Source organism: Alteromonas gracilis, from assembly GCF_036870955.2.
Lineage (GTDB): Bacteria > Pseudomonadota > Gammaproteobacteria > Enterobacterales > Alteromonadaceae > Alteromonas > Alteromonas gracilis_A.
On sequence record NZ_CP145482.2, the window covers coordinates 887,250 to 902,217 of the forward strand.

At 45.2% G+C, this 14,968-nt stretch carries 15 protein-coding genes; 9 read left to right on the forward strand and 6 right to left on the reverse strand.

What is annotated here, in order from left to right:
- Positions 1-20: 20 nt before the first annotated feature.
- Both V6N89_RS04305 and V6N89_RS04310 read right to left on the reverse strand, forming a co-directional pair.
- Entirely contained in the window at positions 21-554 is a 534-nt protein-coding gene (locus tag V6N89_RS04305; protein WP_346993454.1) for a hypothetical protein, read from the reverse strand.
- Entirely contained in the window at positions 487-1,155 is a 669-nt protein-coding gene (locus V6N89_RS04310; protein WP_346993455.1) for a hypothetical protein, read from the reverse strand. Before V6N89_RS04310 ends, V6N89_RS04305 begins: the two co-directional genes overlap by 68 nt.
- Before the next feature lie 657 nt (positions 1,156-1,812).
- Here V6N89_RS04310 and V6N89_RS04315 point away from each other — a divergent pair.
- The 3 genes from V6N89_RS04315 (at position 1,813) to sstT (ending at position 4,181) form a co-directional block, all read left to right on the forward strand.
- On the forward strand, positions 1,813-2,649 hold the full coding sequence (locus V6N89_RS04315) for a S41 family peptidase (protein WP_346993456.1): 837 nt from the start codon (positions 1,813-1,815) through the stop codon (positions 2,647-2,649).
- A 20-nt stretch (positions 2,650-2,669) separates the two neighbouring features.
- Complete coding sequence (locus V6N89_RS04320; RefSeq protein ID WP_346993457.1) at positions 2,670-2,849, forward strand: hypothetical protein; 180 nt, start codon at positions 2,670-2,672, stop codon at positions 2,847-2,849.
- Between the two features lie 114 nt (positions 2,850-2,963).
- Positions 2,964-4,181: a serine/threonine transporter SstT gene (sstT, locus tag V6N89_RS04325; RefSeq protein ID WP_346993458.1), complete on the forward strand. Its 1,218-nt coding sequence runs from the start codon at positions 2,964-2,966 to the stop codon at positions 4,179-4,181.
- Here the strand turns inward: sstT and V6N89_RS04330 are convergent.
- Both V6N89_RS04330 and hutI read right to left on the reverse strand, forming a co-directional pair.
- Positions 4,178-5,305 (reverse strand): formimidoylglutamase, encoded by a 1,128-nt coding sequence (locus tag V6N89_RS04330; RefSeq protein WP_338516497.1) that lies wholly within the window; start codon positions 5,303-5,305, stop codon positions 4,178-4,180. The genes sstT and V6N89_RS04330 overlap by 4 nt on opposite strands.
- Positions 5,298-6,527 carry an imidazolonepropionase gene (gene hutI, locus V6N89_RS04335; RefSeq protein ID WP_338516498.1) on the reverse strand — a complete coding sequence of 410 codons (1,230 nt, stop codon included), beginning with the start codon at positions 6,525-6,527 and terminating at the stop codon, positions 5,298-5,300. Before hutI ends, V6N89_RS04330 begins: the two co-directional genes overlap by 8 nt.
- Positions 6,528-6,645: 118 nt before the next feature.
- Between hutI and V6N89_RS04340 the strand changes: the two genes are divergently transcribed.
- The 4 genes from V6N89_RS04340 to V6N89_RS04355 all read left to right on the forward strand — a co-directional run bounded on the left by V6N89_RS04340 (position 6,646) and on the right by V6N89_RS04355 (position 11,236).
- Complete coding sequence (locus V6N89_RS04340) at positions 6,646-7,371, forward strand: UTRA domain-containing protein (protein ID WP_338516499.1); 726 nt, start codon at positions 6,646-6,648, stop codon at positions 7,369-7,371.
- Positions 7,372-7,401: 30 nt separating this feature from the next.
- On the forward strand, positions 7,402-9,084 hold the full coding sequence (gene hutU / locus V6N89_RS04345; RefSeq protein WP_346993459.1) for a urocanate hydratase: 1,683 nt from the start codon (positions 7,402-7,404) through the stop codon (positions 9,082-9,084).
- Between the two features lie 4 nt (positions 9,085-9,088).
- Positions 9,089-10,645, forward strand: a complete 1,557-nt coding sequence (gene hutH / locus V6N89_RS04350) for a histidine ammonia-lyase (protein ID WP_346993460.1) — start codon at positions 9,089-9,091, stop codon at positions 10,643-10,645.
- Between the two features lie 108 nt (positions 10,646-10,753).
- The gene (locus V6N89_RS04355; RefSeq protein ID WP_338516500.1) at positions 10,754-11,236 is read left to right on the forward strand and encodes a CreA family protein; all 483 of its coding nucleotides are present in this window, start codon (positions 10,754-10,756) and stop codon (positions 11,234-11,236) included.
- Positions 11,237-11,244: 8 nt separating this feature from the next.
- Here V6N89_RS04355 and V6N89_RS04360 read toward each other — a convergent pair whose 3' ends face one another.
- Entirely contained in the window at positions 11,245-12,000 is a 756-nt protein-coding gene (locus tag V6N89_RS04360; protein WP_346993461.1) for a MipA/OmpV family protein, read from the reverse strand.
- Positions 12,001-12,268: 268 nt separating this feature from the next.
- On the opposite strand from V6N89_RS04360, the gene V6N89_RS04365 reads away from it, so the two are divergent.
- Positions 12,269-13,147: a BadF/BadG/BcrA/BcrD ATPase family protein gene (locus V6N89_RS04365; protein WP_346993462.1), complete on the forward strand. Its 879-nt coding sequence runs from the start codon at positions 12,269-12,271 to the stop codon at positions 13,145-13,147.
- Positions 13,144-14,283 carry an N-acetylglucosamine-6-phosphate deacetylase gene (nagA, locus tag V6N89_RS04370; RefSeq protein ID WP_346993463.1) on the forward strand — a complete coding sequence of 380 codons (1,140 nt, stop codon included), beginning with the start codon at positions 13,144-13,146 and terminating at the stop codon, positions 14,281-14,283. The genes V6N89_RS04365 and nagA overlap by 4 nt, the downstream gene beginning before the upstream one ends.
- A 42-nt stretch (positions 14,284-14,325) precedes the next feature.
- Here nagA and V6N89_RS04375 read toward each other — a convergent pair whose 3' ends face one another.
- The gene (locus V6N89_RS04375) at positions 14,326-14,931 is read right to left on the reverse strand and encodes a hypothetical protein (protein WP_338516507.1); all 606 of its coding nucleotides are present in this window, start codon (positions 14,929-14,931) and stop codon (positions 14,326-14,328) included.
- Between the last annotated feature and the right edge of the window lie 37 nt (positions 14,932-14,968).

The window sequence follows — 14,968 nt, forward strand, 5'->3', positions numbered from 1 at the left end:
TTGCCCACCTATATACTTCATTATCTCTCAATAATGCCTGCCAACATATCTCTGTTGGATTTGAAAAAAGGCGTGCCCTGCAAGTATTGTAGGCCCTCATCAATAGTTTTGATTTGCTTGAGGTAGCGTGCTAATCCGTCAAAATCACCATTTTTAAATAGAATTTCAGATAACTTAACCATCAAAGCAATGCTGTTGGGAAACTTAATAAGGGCATCTCTAGCTAGTAATTCCGCCAATTCTTTATTTCCATCATCTAGCGCTTTTTCAATACTATTCAAACATTCGTGTCGTGTAGTAGTGGTGTTTGTAGTGTAACTAGAGCGGTCCACACCGTAACATAACGAGAGTTGAGAAACCTCTTCCTGCATACCTCTCATGTAGCCTTCTGCTAACATGAGAAGAAACCTGAATTTATAATCTAATAAAGGATAAAGTTCTATGAAATTAGGGGTTTCTATTAAGTCTAATAACCCAAAATGCTGATCAATCCCCCCATTTAACGTTGTTTGTTGTTTTGAAACTTTTGTTGCAAAAACCCGAAGTTCTTCCAAAGGGGTCCCTATTAAGAGAGACATGAAGACCACAAAGAGGACGAGTGCGATTTTCGTAATTGATGTCTATGTTTTTTGCTCGCAGAAGCAAATACAGGACGTGTTCGTCGTTTTCTGTTTCTAAGCTAATACCATCAAGCGGGGGTAATGGGTAATAGTCGTCATATTTACAGAAATGCAGTCCCGTCATTCTGGGCTTCGCATCGTCTTTATTACGTATCTTGTTACTGTAGCTCATATCATTGACTTCCATTATCTCAGTATGAACGTCCATAACATTTTGCAAAACGAGTATATCTATGTCACCAATATAAAGGTGTTTTGCTTTAATCGTCGGTGTTTCTATAAAGCGAATTGTATTGGGAATTATATTACTGTTGCCGTAGGTCGATTGGGTGAGCCTAAATCTATCTCCAAACTGTTTTTTCAACAGTTTAAGAGACTCATATCGCTTTTCCTCAAAGCCTTTTTTATTTTTTAAAACAACTTCCACAGCACTTTCTGGATTTGTACTTAAAGCAAACCAAATGTAAGGGGTAACAAACAATTCGTACTTTTCATCTGCATATACAAGAAAAAGTAACTCAAAACGCTCTTGCAAAATTAGCCTCCAAATATATCCCACAATACTTCTTTGGTTTTGATGTATTTAGAAATATGACAATAAGATAGTAAAACAAAATGAGGCAGTGTAACTCAATTGGAAAAATTATATAGCGGCTTGATGTAAGCATGTAGTGAATTTGTTGCACTTACTTTGACATGGGTAATCGAGGTGCAGGCGCATGCAGCTTGTGTATTGTTAAACTCGAAAAAACATTTTTTATTCAGTATACCAAAGGGGAATCAGGTGTTTTGCTTTCAAAGGTTACTACAAAAAATAAGGCAAGTATCTGAATGTATGGAAGTTTGGGGTCTTTGATGTGTCATGAAATGGATGCCATAAACTATGAATAAGCTTTGTATCTTGTTTCTTTTTTTCCCTTGGCTTCATTACGCCGTCTCTAAAAAAGGGCAGGAAAGCTATACCGCACACAATAATGCGATTTTGGCACGGATAAAAAACACAAATAGCCTAGCCCAGTGCCACGAGGCGCTGCGCGATTGGGTACTGTTTTTTCGCAAAGGTCACGTTGCGGTAACCATCAATAACAACAGTTCGAATGAGGTTACAGGCTCATCGACGGTACACAATTTCGATATACCCGCATTCAAGTAATATCTAAAAAACAAACCTAGCTGAAGATTTAGAAGGCATTTGGCTTTCTCAAGCTATACGGTTTCGCTCAAAAAAGAAGGTAGTGAATACAAAGGCTATATTACTGAATGCCCAAACCCTGCTTGGAAAGTAGGGCAAGTGAAATTCATTATTCATGAATATCAAGATAAAAGCGCGAATAAAGCCACGTTTTTTATGGGCGATCATTCTGAGCAAGAAATAGACACTATTACGTTTTTAGGCCAAAACGAGGTGGTACTGGGAAACAACTTTATCGTAATGTCTCGTAAGGCGCCGCGAAAAGAGTCGCCTGCTAATATCAAACGCTATCTGCGCATGCTTGATGCGAGCCAACCGTTATTTGAAAGAGTCTCGCAGGATACTGTGCTGGTGCGTATACCTTCGTTCGACCATGCGTTTAAAAATGATATCGATGCGGTTATCACACAAAATTTAGAAACCATCTTAAAAACTGAAAACCCTATTATCGACATCCGAGGTAACGACGGCGGCAGCGACATAAGTTACGCGTCGTTAACCCCCATTATGTACATAAACCCAATTCGCACTGTAGGAATGGAGTACTTATCTACCGAGCTTAATAACTCTCGTATGCTTGGTTTTTTGGAGCACCCACATTTTAGTGACGAAGAAAAGCAGTGGGCTAGAGAGGGTTACGAAACCCTTCAGCAGCATATAGGTGATTACATCAATATTGATGAAGATGTGACGGTTGAGACATTCGACAAGGTTCACCCTCTGCCAAAGCGCATTGGTGTGCTTATAGATTCGAGTAACGGCAGCTCCGCTGAACAATTTTTACTTTCTGCAAAGCAAAGCCAAAAAGTGAAGCTGTTTGGACATACTACTGCTTAAGCGTACTTGATATCTCGAACATGCATCAAACCGCGTCGCCAAGCGGCGTGTTTACCCTACATTACAGCCTTACAAAAAGCCTGCGAATTCCCCACATGGCTATAGACGGCGTGGGTATACAGCCTGACTACTACTTCGATGATAAGATTCCGTTATACGAGTGGATTTCGCATACCCAGGCAACTCTAGAAGGAATGTAAATACATATAAACGCCAATCGTACGGTAATTTGCAGGAAACTAAGGCCAAACAGGTTCATTTGCGGCGCGTAATCCTATAAGGTGCGTCGTCAAAATAATAATGGACCAATATTTATGGATTCAACGTCACGCCCGAACCTGTTTCAGCGCTATATGAATGGCAGTTTGGTACTGCAAATTATCATCGGAATTGTATGCGGCATTGCGATAGCGACTTTGTCGCCCTCGTCAGCGCAATCAGCTGGTTTACTAGGAACTTTGTTTGTCAAAGCCTTAAAAGCAATTGCACCACTGCTTGTTTTCGTTCTAGTGATGGCATCAATTGCCAACCATAAACAAAACGAGAAAACCTTTATTAAGCCCGTACTTGTCCTTTATCTAATCGGTACCTTAATTGCCGCATTAACAGCGGTGCTCGCCAGTTTTGCTTTTCCAACAAGCCTGAGCCTTGTGATGTCAGAGGTAAGCCAAGCTGCGCCCAAAGGCGTCTCAGAGGTCCTAACTACCTTGCTTTACAATATGGTAGATAACCCCGTAAACGCGCTGGTTAATGGTAACTATATAGGTATTCTTACTTGGGCAGTAGGCCTTGGATTAGGGCTTAGGCACGCCAGCGAAGCAACCAAAGCCTTGCTTCAAAATATGGCGGACAGCGTAACCAGCGTTGTCAGTTTTGTGATCAAGCTTGCGCCATTTGGTATTTTTGGACTAGTGGCAAACACTATTGCCTCTACCGGGTTTGGTGCGCTTGTCGAATACGGCCAACTTATTACTGTGCTGGTTGGCGCCATGCTGTTTATCGCCCTTATCACCAACCCATTGTTGGTCTTCTTGGCGACGAAAAAGAATCCCTATCCACTAGTATTTAAGTGCTTGAAAGAAAGTGGAATCACGGCGTTCTTTACGCGCAGTTCTGCGGCCAATATTCCGGTTAATATGGCCCTTTGTAAACGCCTAAAGCTTGATGAAGATACGTATTCAGTGTCTATCCCGCTGGGCGCAACCATTAACATGGTAGGTGCAGCCATTACCATTACCGTGCTAACACTCGCGGCGGTGAATACCCTAGGTATAGCAGTTGATTTTCCAACTGCGGTTTTGCTCAGCGTTATTGCTGCTGTATCGGCGTGTGGTAGTTCAGGTGTTGCAGGTGGTTCGCTATTGCTTATACCCCTTGCCTGTAGCTTGTTTAATATTCCTAACGAAATTGCAATGCAAGTGGTGGCAGTGGGCTTTATTGTTGGTGTCATTCAAGACTCTGCTGAAACTGCGCTTAATAGCTCTACCGATGTGTTGTTTACCGCAGCCGCTTGTCAACGCGCTGATAACTAAACCAGCGCGTCGGTCACTTCAAAAATAAGTCGTGCAGCCAGTTTGGCTGTGCGACTGTCTATATCAAACTGCGGGTTCAATTCGGCAATATCGCAAAGTTGCCATTGGTATTGCATGGCCTGTTGTTGTTCAGCCAAGAAACGTAACACGCGAATAACCAAGAGTGGGTCTATACCTAGTGCACTTGGCGCACTCACGCCAGGTGCTGAAGATGCTGGAAACGCATCTAAACACACGGTGACATAAAGCAAGTCAATGTCTTGCAACATGGGCGCTAAGGTGTCGCAGATGGTAGAAAAGTTACACTGGGTATCTAATACATAATGCGTGTTGGAATAGTCTGCGAATTCAAAAAGCGCAGAAGTATTCGCCGCTTTCGACACACCGATGCAGGCGTAATGAAAAGGCACATTGTGCAGTTGGCAGTGTTCATAAACTTGCCTGAATGGTGTGCCTGAACTGGTGTTCGGGGCAGGCTTTCGTAAATCAAAGTGAGCATCAAAATTGATAATACCTATGCGCTTACCTTGACGTTTACTTGCGACAGTTGCCTGCTCGGTATTATTGGTATGGGCATTAAAAAGCCCTAGGTAGCTTCCCCAGGCTATCTCATGACCGCCGCCTAAACCAATCACAAGTCGCTGATTGTCGGTAGGCTCCTTGTTAGTCGTACCGCGAGCCTTCATGTGCAAATCGGCTGTAAGGGCATAACTGATAGCGTTTGCATATTGGTTCTGCGCTTGGGAGAGTGCACATTGTGGTATTGCCTTTTGCGCGGTACGCGACGTGCTATCAATATCTGAATTGCCATGTGAGCTATGTTGCGAATTAGCTGTTCGAATAGGGTCGACGCCCACATCACCAAAATCAGTCAACTGAGCGTAAGGCCAGTGCCACGGCAAATTGGCAAGGGCACCACGGATTGCGTCAGGCCCACCAGCGGCGCCAAGCCTGCCCTTGTTATGCTTTACGCCCAAGTCGCTTGCAAACCCTACTAGCGCCACATCCATGGTAACAGCATCACTTGCGAAGCCCTGAGAATCAACGTCATGCTTAACGCGTTGATGCCATCGTAGGCCTTTTTCACCATCTTCACTGTCAGTACGACCTTGCCAGTTAAACATGAACGCCTCCTTTATAAATGGCAGTAGGGCGATGTCCATTAATGCAATACGCAAGCTCAGCAGGGGTATCTATTTCCCACAACGTGATATCAGCCACTTTGCCCACCTCAATAACGCCTCTGTCGGTTAAACCCAGTGCTTTTGCGGCATGTACGGTAATACCGCGCAGCGCTTCTTCCGGCGTTAACTGGAATTGTACGCAGGCCATATTCATAGCCGTTAAAATAGAGGCAAGCGGCGAACTACCTGGATTAAAGTCTGTTGCCACAGCCATAGGTACGTTATGGCTTCTAAGCGCGTTAATTGGCGGCTTTTGTACTTCGTTCAAGTAATAAAACGCCCCAGGCAACAGCACCGCAACGGTTCCGCTTTGGGCAAGCATAGGGACGTCGCTGTCAGCCAAGTATTCAATATGATCCACCGATAACGCATTATAGCGCGCTGCCAGTAGAGCACCTTTGCTGTCGCTAAGTTGCTCTACATGGGCTTTTACGGGTAGTCCGAGTTCAATAGCTTTGTTAAACACTCGCTCGGTTTGCGCCGCAGAAAATCCGATGGTCTCACAAAATACATCTACCGCATCGGCAAGGTGCTCCGTTGCCATAAGCGGCATAGCGCGTTCGCAAACAAAATCGATATACGCATCTGCATCATCAGCAAATTCGTAAGGTAGCGCATGTGCCCCTAAGTAGGTCGTACAAACGGAAACAGGCAGTAATTGTTCAAGCTGCTTGGCAGCTTTTAACATGCGCACTTCAGTGTCGATATCCAGTCCATATCCCGATTTTATTTCAACCGTTGTGACGCCTTCTTCGCATAGCCTTTTTGCTCGTTTAACGGCATTTTTGAGTAACTCTTCATTACTCGCGCTTCGCGTACTGGCGACGGTGCCTTTTATGCCGCCACCTCGCTGAGCTATTTCAAGATAGCTGGCACCGCGAAGACGCTGTTCAAATTCTATGGCGCGATTGCCGCCATACACCAAATGCGTGTGGCAATCGATAAAACCAGGCAATAGCCATTGATTATTGCCGTCAATAAGCTGTTTAGCAGCGCTAGCGTGTTGTTCAAATTCGCCGCTATTTTGCGCGTCGATAAGCTCAACGATGTGGCCATCTTTGACAGCCACGGCCGTCTCTAGCAGTTCTCCGTAAAGGGCATCGTTATCTTGCATAGAGGCAATGCGCACATTGTGGAATAAGGCGTCGTATTGATAGTTCATGGCCAAATGTTGATTCCTACGTAAAGGCAAATTTTGTACTGAGTCTACTTGTACATACTTGTATATACAAGTATGCTGTTATCAAAATGTTAAACCGTAAGAGTAGTACATCCTTGTTATGCAGCCACGTTACGTATTAATCAAAACGGCGTTACTCGATGCCATTGAAAAGGGTGATATGAAGCCAGGGGAGCAGGTGCCCTCGGAAAACCAGCTGGCACAGCAGCATAGCGTAAGTCGCATGACGGCAAGGCGTGCGCTTAGTGAAATGGTCGATGAAGGTATTTTGATGCGAAGCCAAGGAATTGGAACCTTTGTGTCTGATCATCGCCCCATGAGTTCCATGCTGGAAATTAAAAGTATTCGCGATGAAATTGAGCAACGCGGTCATCAGTACAGTAACGAAATTTTGTTATTGGAGCGCACTTCGGCAAGCGCTGACATCGCTAGGCGATTAGGGCTAAGCGAAGGAGATGACGTATTTCATAGCATTATCGTGCACTGCGAAAACAAGCTCCCCGTGCAGTATGAAGACCGCTGGGTTTGCCCAAAGTGGATAGCAGATTACCTTGATAAAGACTTTAAAGCGCAAACGGCGAACTACTACTTAAACCAAGTTGCACCTTTGTCACAGGCCGACCATAGCGTGGAAGCCGTATTGGTAGACAAAGACATTGCTCAATCGCTTCTTATTCAACATAAAGAGCCTTGCTTGAAAGTAACAAGGCGTACCTTTACACGAACAAAACTGCAAGAAAATACATCAGATAACACAGTGGTAAGTCACGCGGTGCTATATCACCCGGGAAACCGTTACCGCTTAGGTGGCCACTTAGAATTCTAATAAAGGCCTTCACATATTTTGGAGAAGTTTATGAAACGCCTCGACCCTACACGAGTCATTCGCGCCCCAAAGGGCAGTACACTGAATGCTAAAAGTTGGCAAACTGAAGCGCCACTTCGCATGTTGATGAACAACTTAGACCCTGATGTTGCCGAGCACCCACAAAACCTTGTGGTGTACGGCGGTATCGGTCGTGCGGCCAGAGACTGGGCGTCATTCGATAAAATTGTAGAGGTGTTAAAGCGCCTGAACACCAACGAAACACTGCTAGTGCAATCGGGTAAACCCGTTGGTGTGTTTCCTACTCACGAAAACGCACCTCGCGTACTAATCGCTAACTCTAACCTTGTGCCACACTGGGCTAATTGGGAGCACTTTAACAAGCTCGATAAAGAAGGCTTGATGATGTACGGGCAGATGACCGCAGGCTCTTGGATTTACATTGGCTCGCAAGGCATTGTGCAGGGCACATATGAAACATTTGTCAGTGTTGCTAAGACTCATTTCGATGGCCAAGCAAAGGGACGTTGGATCTTAACCTATGGTCTTGGTGGTATGGGTGGCGCACAGCCGCTAGCAGCAACCATGGCAGGTTTTTCAATGATTGCCGTAGAAGTGGATGAAAGTCGTATCGATTTTAGAATTCGCACTGGTTATGTCGATAAAAAAGCGAGCTCGATTGATGAAGCATTAGATATGCTGGCTGAGGCAGAAAAAGCTGGTACGCCTATTTCAATTGGTTTGCTTGGCAATGCGGCTGAAGTATTTCCAGCGTTACTTGAGCGCGGTGTTATCCCTGATGTGGTTACCGATCAAACCAGCGCACACGACCCGCTAAATGGCTATTTACCTGTAGGTTGGTCGATGGAGCAAGCAGTGTCTGAGCGCACCGCTGATGAAGCTCATGTGGTAAAAGCGGCTAAGCAGTCTATGGCGCTGCAAGTAAAAGCAATGCTTGGATTCCAACAGGCTAGGGCGGCAACGCTAGACTACGGCAACAACATTCGTCAAATGGCATTGGAAGAAGGAATTGCTAACGCCTTTGACTTCCCAGGTTTTGTGCCAGCCTATATTCGTCCGCTTTTCTGTCAAGGCATAGGGCCCTTTAGATGGGCTGCGTTATCTGGCGACCCTGAAGATATTTACAAAACTGACGCCAAGGTTAAAGAACTAATTCCTGATAACCCGCATTTGCACAATTGGCTTGATATGGCCAAGGAACGTATTCAATTTCAAGGGCTACCCGCGCGTATCTGCTGGGTTGGGTTAGGAGAAAGACAAAAGCTTGGCTTAGCCTTTAACGAAATGGTGCGCAATGGTGAGCTAAGTGCGCCAGTGGTCATTGGACGGGATCATCTTGACTCTGGCTCGGTAGCGTCGCCGAACAGAGAAACAGAATCTATGCTTGATGGCTCTGATGCAGTCTCAGATTGGCCGTTATTGAATGCGCTTCTAAATACAGCAGGCGGTGCAACATGGGTAAGCCTGCATCACGGTGGCGGCGTTGGTATGGGCTTTAGTCAGCACTCTGGTGTGGTTATTGTGTGCGATGGCTCAAAAGAAGCCGACGAACGCATTGCGCGCGTACTTCACAATGACCCTGCAACAGGGGTTATGCGTCATGCAGATGCTGGGTACGATGTTGCCAAAACCTGTGCGCAAAAGCACAACTTAGACTTGCCAATGATGAATACAGCAAAAGGCGAGGAATAAGCGAATGAAACCCACGTTAACTCTTATTCCCGGCACGCTCACCCTTTCACAGCTGCGTGATGTGCATCGACAACATGTGCACTTGGTGCTTGATGAAAGTGCTAAGCCCGCTATCAATGCCGCAGAGCAGGTGGTGTTAAACGTTATAAAAGAAAACCGCACTGTATACGGCATTAATACAGGCTTTGGCTTGTTAGCCAACACGCGCATTAACGTTGATGAACTTGAACTCTTACAGCGCAGTATCGTGCTTTCACATGCCGCTTGCAGTACAGGGGACTTCATGAGCGCAGATACCGTACGCTTGCTGATGTTGCTTAAAATAAACTCATTGGCTCGTGGGTTCTCTGGCATTCGCCTAAGTGTTATCGAAGCACTCATTAAGCTATACAACGCACAAGTCTACCCCGCTATTCCCGAAAAGGGCTCGGTGGGTGCAAGCGGCGACTTAGCGCCGTTGGCGCACATGAGCGTGGTGCTATTGGGCGAAGGTGAAGCTTTTTATGAAGGCAAGCGAATTGCCGCCACTGAAGCGCTACAAATAGCGGGACTTGACCCCATTGCCCTTGCGCCAAAAGAAGGCCTTGCGCTATTAAATGGTACACAAGCGTCTACCGCGTTTGCCTTACAAGGCTTGTTTTATACCGAAAATGCCCTTTGCAGTGCTATCGGTATTGGTGCACTAACCGTTGACGCTGCGCTAGGTTCTCGTGTGCCGTTCGACCCTCGCATCCACCAAGTACGCGGCCATCAAAGCCAGTGCGATGTGGCCGAAGCATTTCGAACTCTGCTAGATACCTCAGAAATTGGACAGTCACACAAGGGCTGTGAAAAAGTACAAGATCCTTACTCTTTGCGCTGTCAGCCGCAGGTGATGGGGGCGTGTTTGCAGCAAATGCGCTACGCGCAAGAAGTACTAGTGACTGAAGCCAATGGTGTTAGCGATAACCCGTTAGTGTTTGTGAACGATGATGGTGGTGATAGTGGGCAGGGTGATATTTTATCTGGGGGCAACTTCCACGCAGAAACGGTGGCGATGGCGGCGGACATGTTAGCTATTGCGTTATCTGAGATTGGTGCCTTGTCTGAACGTCGCATGTCATTGATGATTGATACGCATTTAAGCGGCTTACCGCCATTTTTGGTGGAAAACGGCGGTGTTAACTCAGGCTTTATGATTGCTCAGGTTACCTGTGCCGCATTGGCCAGTGAAAACAAAACGCTGGCACATCCGGCGTCAATTGATTCACTTCCCACATCAGCAAACCAAGAAGACCACGTGTCTATGGCGACATTTGCCGCCCGCAGGCTTCGCGATATTTTTGACAATGTCGCCGGCATTTTGGCCATCGAGTGGTTAGCAGCATGCCAAGGCTTAGACTTTAGAAAACCGCTAAAAACCAGTGAGCGTTTATTGCCGTTAATGTCACTTTTACGAGAAAAAGTACCGTTTTACGATAAAGACCGTTACTTTGCTCCTGACATTGAAGCTGCCAAACAACTTATCAAACAGCATCATTTAATGGATACAACGGCATTAAATATGTTGAATGACAAGTAAACACACCCCATGCTAAGTACATTGGCTAATCCCTCGGGCTAAATCATGTGGTTGCGTTTCGCAAAAATGTAATAGGCTGGGGGCAGATTTAGTAATAGGGAGAAGAGAATGAAGCGATGGTTTAAAACAGTGTTGGCTGTTGGTGTGACAAGTTTGACATTGGCAGGGTGTAGCGACAGCGAGGTGGGTGATGTTTCCCTTGGTCTTTTTACAACCAAAGACATTAAGATAGATGCGTTACAAGACCCGGTTGTAACAGGTGTAACCTGTCATATCTCAAGCATTGAAGCCAACTTGGATTTTTCCGACCCGTCTGACAGTTCCATCGCTTGCCGACAAACAGGGCCTATAACGGCCAAGATGCTTTCAGAGATAGATAAATCTGATTCTGGCGAAGTCATATTTAAAAAGTCAAAGAGTGTATTCTTTAAAAATATGAAACTTCGCCGCATTTATGATGAAGAGACTAAAACCTTGATCTATTTGTCGTACAGCACAAAAGAAACGTCGGGAAGCTACAAGCATAGTTTATCTACGGTGCCGCTTTGGGAAACCCAAGCATTCAATGTTTCATCACAGCCTTCAACGTAATTGTGTTGTCAGAACATGCGTGTGTAAACAAACATTGCGCTTAGTGCAGTATCATCGTCAGTCAGTGGGCTGTCGCTGATACTGTCGTCAAAAAAGGTCGCGCCAAATTCAAGGCGAGTCATACCACCCAAGAATTGTCGTGTTGAAATAGCAACGCGAAGTTCCGTATTAACCGCGCTTTCTCCTTCATAAAAAGCTCTAAAGTTTGTCGCTTCTTCTGGGCGTACACCGTAATAGTAGTCAACATAGTTTTCATCTTGGAAGGTCACGCCCAGTGAGGGTTCAACCATGAATCCGTCAAAGCGAAAAGGCTTTCCAACGCGAAGCGCTGCCTGATAGCCATCAAATTTCCCGAGGATATCTGCATTGGTCGAGAGCGAGTACGTCCAGCCTTGCCAATTGTAGTTAAGGGCTACGCCCGCTGCATAGCTGAAGTCTCTATCGTCCATGCCTGCGAATATAAAGCTGTCATCTTCTTCGAAACCAGCAAATACTGGCACTAGTTGCGCTTCTATCGAAAGGGGCCCTTCTTGTATTAGCTGATAGCTGGCAAATGGGCCATAAATACGCAGCCGTTCACCGGCATAACCGAAGATAGGAATGGGCACAATACGATTGTCAAAATCTGTGTATACATCTTGTGAAGCAACAACACCAAGCCCCCACATCCAACCCTGTGGCTGTTGCGGCATTTGTGCATGTGCGTAAGTGCAAAGTGTAGAAAGCGATAGCGAAGCCACTAGGGCTAAAGAAGCGGTTTTCATTTTAGACATCCTTTTTTATGACAGATACAGCTAAACGCAACTTATTGATCAATACAATGTTCTTTTAACTTAATTTACACAAGCATATGTTCGTGCTCTCGCGTACGTAATGCCTGTACTAATACATATAAACTCCACTATGCATGCGAACTGTGACTGGAATATTGATAAAAATAGCGCCAATTAAGCCTATGCGTTACAACTGCCGCTAGTAGTTCTTTTGAGCTGTGGTAAAGTGGAGGGCTACTGAGTGATTTCTGGAATTGAAGTGAGCCAAGAATTTGTAATTGGTATTGATGGCGGAGGCACATATTGCCGCGCCGTGTTACAAGACATCAATGGACATATATTGGGAACAGGTGAAGCTGGGCTTACTAACATTATGAGTAATGCTAATCAAGCGTTAGCGTCAATGGTGGCCGCGAGTAAACAAGCTTTAAAAATGGCGGATGAGAACATTACCTTAACAGATGTTGCTATTGCCGCGGGCCTTGCCGGAGCAAATATTCCACAAGCTAAAACCACATTTCTATCTTTACCAATGCCCTTCGCGCGTATTGATGTTATGAGTGACTTACACGCAGCGTGCGTCGGCGCACATAATGGTGGTGATGGCGCTATGATTATATGCGGTACAGGCTCAGCTGGCACCGTATTCCAGAGTGGTAAATTTATCGATAAAGGTGGTTATGGGTTGACTGTAGGAGACAACGCTAGCGCCGCTTGGCTTGGTCAATCAGCCGTTAAACATGTGCTGTTAGCCTTCGACAATATTGAAAAGCGTGGTCTACTGTTTAAACGTTTAACCTCGCATTTTGAAGTCACGCAACCTCAATCGCTTATTCACATAATTTCGCAGTTTACTGCGGAATCATACGGTCAATTAGCCCCTATTGTGGTGGAAAGTTATTCGCAAGGGTGCGAGCAAGCAACCCAGCTCTTAAAAGAAGGCGCAGAGTACCTGTCAAAACTTGGCGAAGCTTTGCTTCAAGAAGCAGAAACTTCTCTTCCTATTTGTTTCGTCGGCGGATTATCAACAGTTTATCGTCCGTTCCTATCTCCCCGAGTTGAACAAGCATTGTGTGATGCTAAAACGAATGCCCAACAAGGTGCTATCCGTTATTTCAGTCAGGCCCTTGTGCAATGACATTATCCATTACGGTTCAACATGTTTTATTACCCTCAGGATGGGCAACAAATAAGACCATAACGGCAAGTAATGGCGTTATTACTGATATTCGAGATGCCACAACACTCGAGCTTAAACATATTGAAGAAGGCTACTTGATACCTGGCTTTTTTGACACGCAAGTTAACGGCGGTGGCGGTGTGTTGTTTAATGATAAACCCTGTGTTCAAAGCGTTGATACAATGGCTTTAGCACACTTGCGCTACGGCACTACCGCGATGTTGCCTACGATCATTACCGATAATGCACAAACAATGTTAAAAGCGGCAGACGCAATAGCACAAGTTTTAGATTCTGGGACTGATAGGCTTAAAGCAGTTATTAAAGGCATTCATTTTGAAGGCCCTTATTTGAGCAAAACCAAAAAGGGCGTTCACGAAGAAGCTTATATTCGTAAGCCTTCTGATGCAGAGCTAGCGATTTTAACGCGTAAGGATATTGGCAAAGTTCTGATAACGGTAGCGCCAGAAACCGTGGATGTTGGCTTTATAAAAGAGATGGTTTCTGAGGGTGTGACAGTGTCGTTGGGTCACACCAACGCGGACTTCGAACAAATACAAAGTGCCATCGACGCGGGTGCTACTGGCTTCACGCATTTATACAACGCCATGTCAGCACTGACGTCTCGAGAGCCTGGCGCTGTGGGTGCTGCATTACTGAATGAAGATACCTACTGTGGTTTTATCGTTGATCATTATCACCTTCACCCCAAAAGTGCTGAATTAGCACTTAAAGTAAAAGGGGCATCTCGCGCAATGTTAGTCACCGATGCTATGGCACATGCCGGAAGTGATGTGACAAGGTTGCCGTTCTTTAACACTGAAATTGTACGCGAAGGAAATAAGTTAACAACGCCTGACGGTACATTAGCAGGGTCATGTTTAGATATGCACTCGGCTTTAGTTAACACCATTAATGGATGCAGCATAACGCTAGCCCAAGCAAGTACGATGGCAAGCAATACGCCGTCTAGCTTTATGGGTTTGTCAAACGAGATTGGGAATTTAGAGGTTGGTAGATTTGCTGACTTTGTTTTGTTGAGTGAAAAAAATGAAGTAAAACAGGTGTTCAGTAGAATGCGTAACGTTTGCTGATAGAGATAATGCGGATAAATAATTTATCCGCACTTAATAGGGTTATTTGCGAGCAGACTTGCGAATAAATGCTGCCATCAAGCCTAGCATCATGATAGCAAATGTCGCTGGAGCACTAACTTCTTCAACAGTTACTTCACTAATTGAAACTTCAAGGCTGTCTGAGTTATTAGTTTGTTGACCTGTTGAGCTTTGCGATGTGCCTGAAGCGGTTCCGGTAAGCGCAAACCTTACAATTGAAGTTTCTGACATAGCTTGGAACATGGCGTCATAGGTAAGCAGTTTCATGCTTTCAGAGATGAAAAGTGTTTCATCTAGCAACGTTGTGAAATCAGATGACTGACCGTCGAACACGGTAACGCGAAGCTTTACATCGTCATAACCTGACACAGTTGCCATGTACGAAAACGACAAAATGTACTTTATCCATTCTGTAGTTGCAAACGACTGCCACATAACAAATGAGTTGCCAGACTCTCCTAACAAAGACCCAACACTTGTATTTTGCGAATTTGACCAAGTTGCCTTGTAGTCGTCATAGTTCCAGCCGGATTCTTGTGTGATAAGAGAGCTGTGCGCAGGCAGAGCAAACAACATTGTTACTCCGACAAGAATTGCTTTCACTTTAGATGATAACTTCTTAACCATAACTTTACTTCTTCTAAGTTTTGATATCCAATTCAAT

Coding starts and splice junctions, on each gene's coding strand:
- hutH (WP_346993460.1), top strand. CDS start 9,089: ATGAAACCCACGTTAACTCTTATTCCCGGCACGCTCACCCTTTCACAG.
- V6N89_RS04330 (WP_338516497.1), bottom strand. CDS start 5,305: ATGTTTAACTGGCAAGGTCGTACTGACAGTGAAGATGGTGAAAAAGGC.
- V6N89_RS04355 (WP_338516500.1), top strand. CDS start 10,754: ATGAAGCGATGGTTTAAAACAGTGTTGGCTGTTGGTGTGACAAGTTTG.
- V6N89_RS04360 (WP_346993461.1), bottom strand. CDS start 12,000: ATGAAAACCGCTTCTTTAGCCCTAGTGGCTTCGCTATCGCTTTCTACA.
- V6N89_RS04340 (WP_338516499.1), top strand. CDS start 6,646: ATGCAGCCACGTTACGTATTAATCAAAACGGCGTTACTCGATGCCATT.
- hutU (WP_346993459.1), top strand. CDS start 7,402: ATGAAACGCCTCGACCCTACACGAGTCATTCGCGCCCCAAAGGGCAGT.
- hutI (WP_338516498.1), bottom strand. CDS start 6,527: ATGAACTATCAATACGACGCCTTATTCCACAATGTGCGCATTGCCTCT.
- nagA (WP_346993463.1), top strand. CDS start 13,144: ATGACATTATCCATTACGGTTCAACATGTTTTATTACCCTCAGGATGG.
- V6N89_RS04320 (WP_346993457.1), top strand. CDS start 2,670: ATGCATCAAACCGCGTCGCCAAGCGGCGTGTTTACCCTACATTACAGC.
- sstT (WP_346993458.1), top strand. CDS start 2,964: ATGGATTCAACGTCACGCCCGAACCTGTTTCAGCGCTATATGAATGGC.
- V6N89_RS04375 (WP_338516507.1), bottom strand. CDS start 14,931: ATGGTTAAGAAGTTATCATCTAAAGTGAAAGCAATTCTTGTCGGAGTA.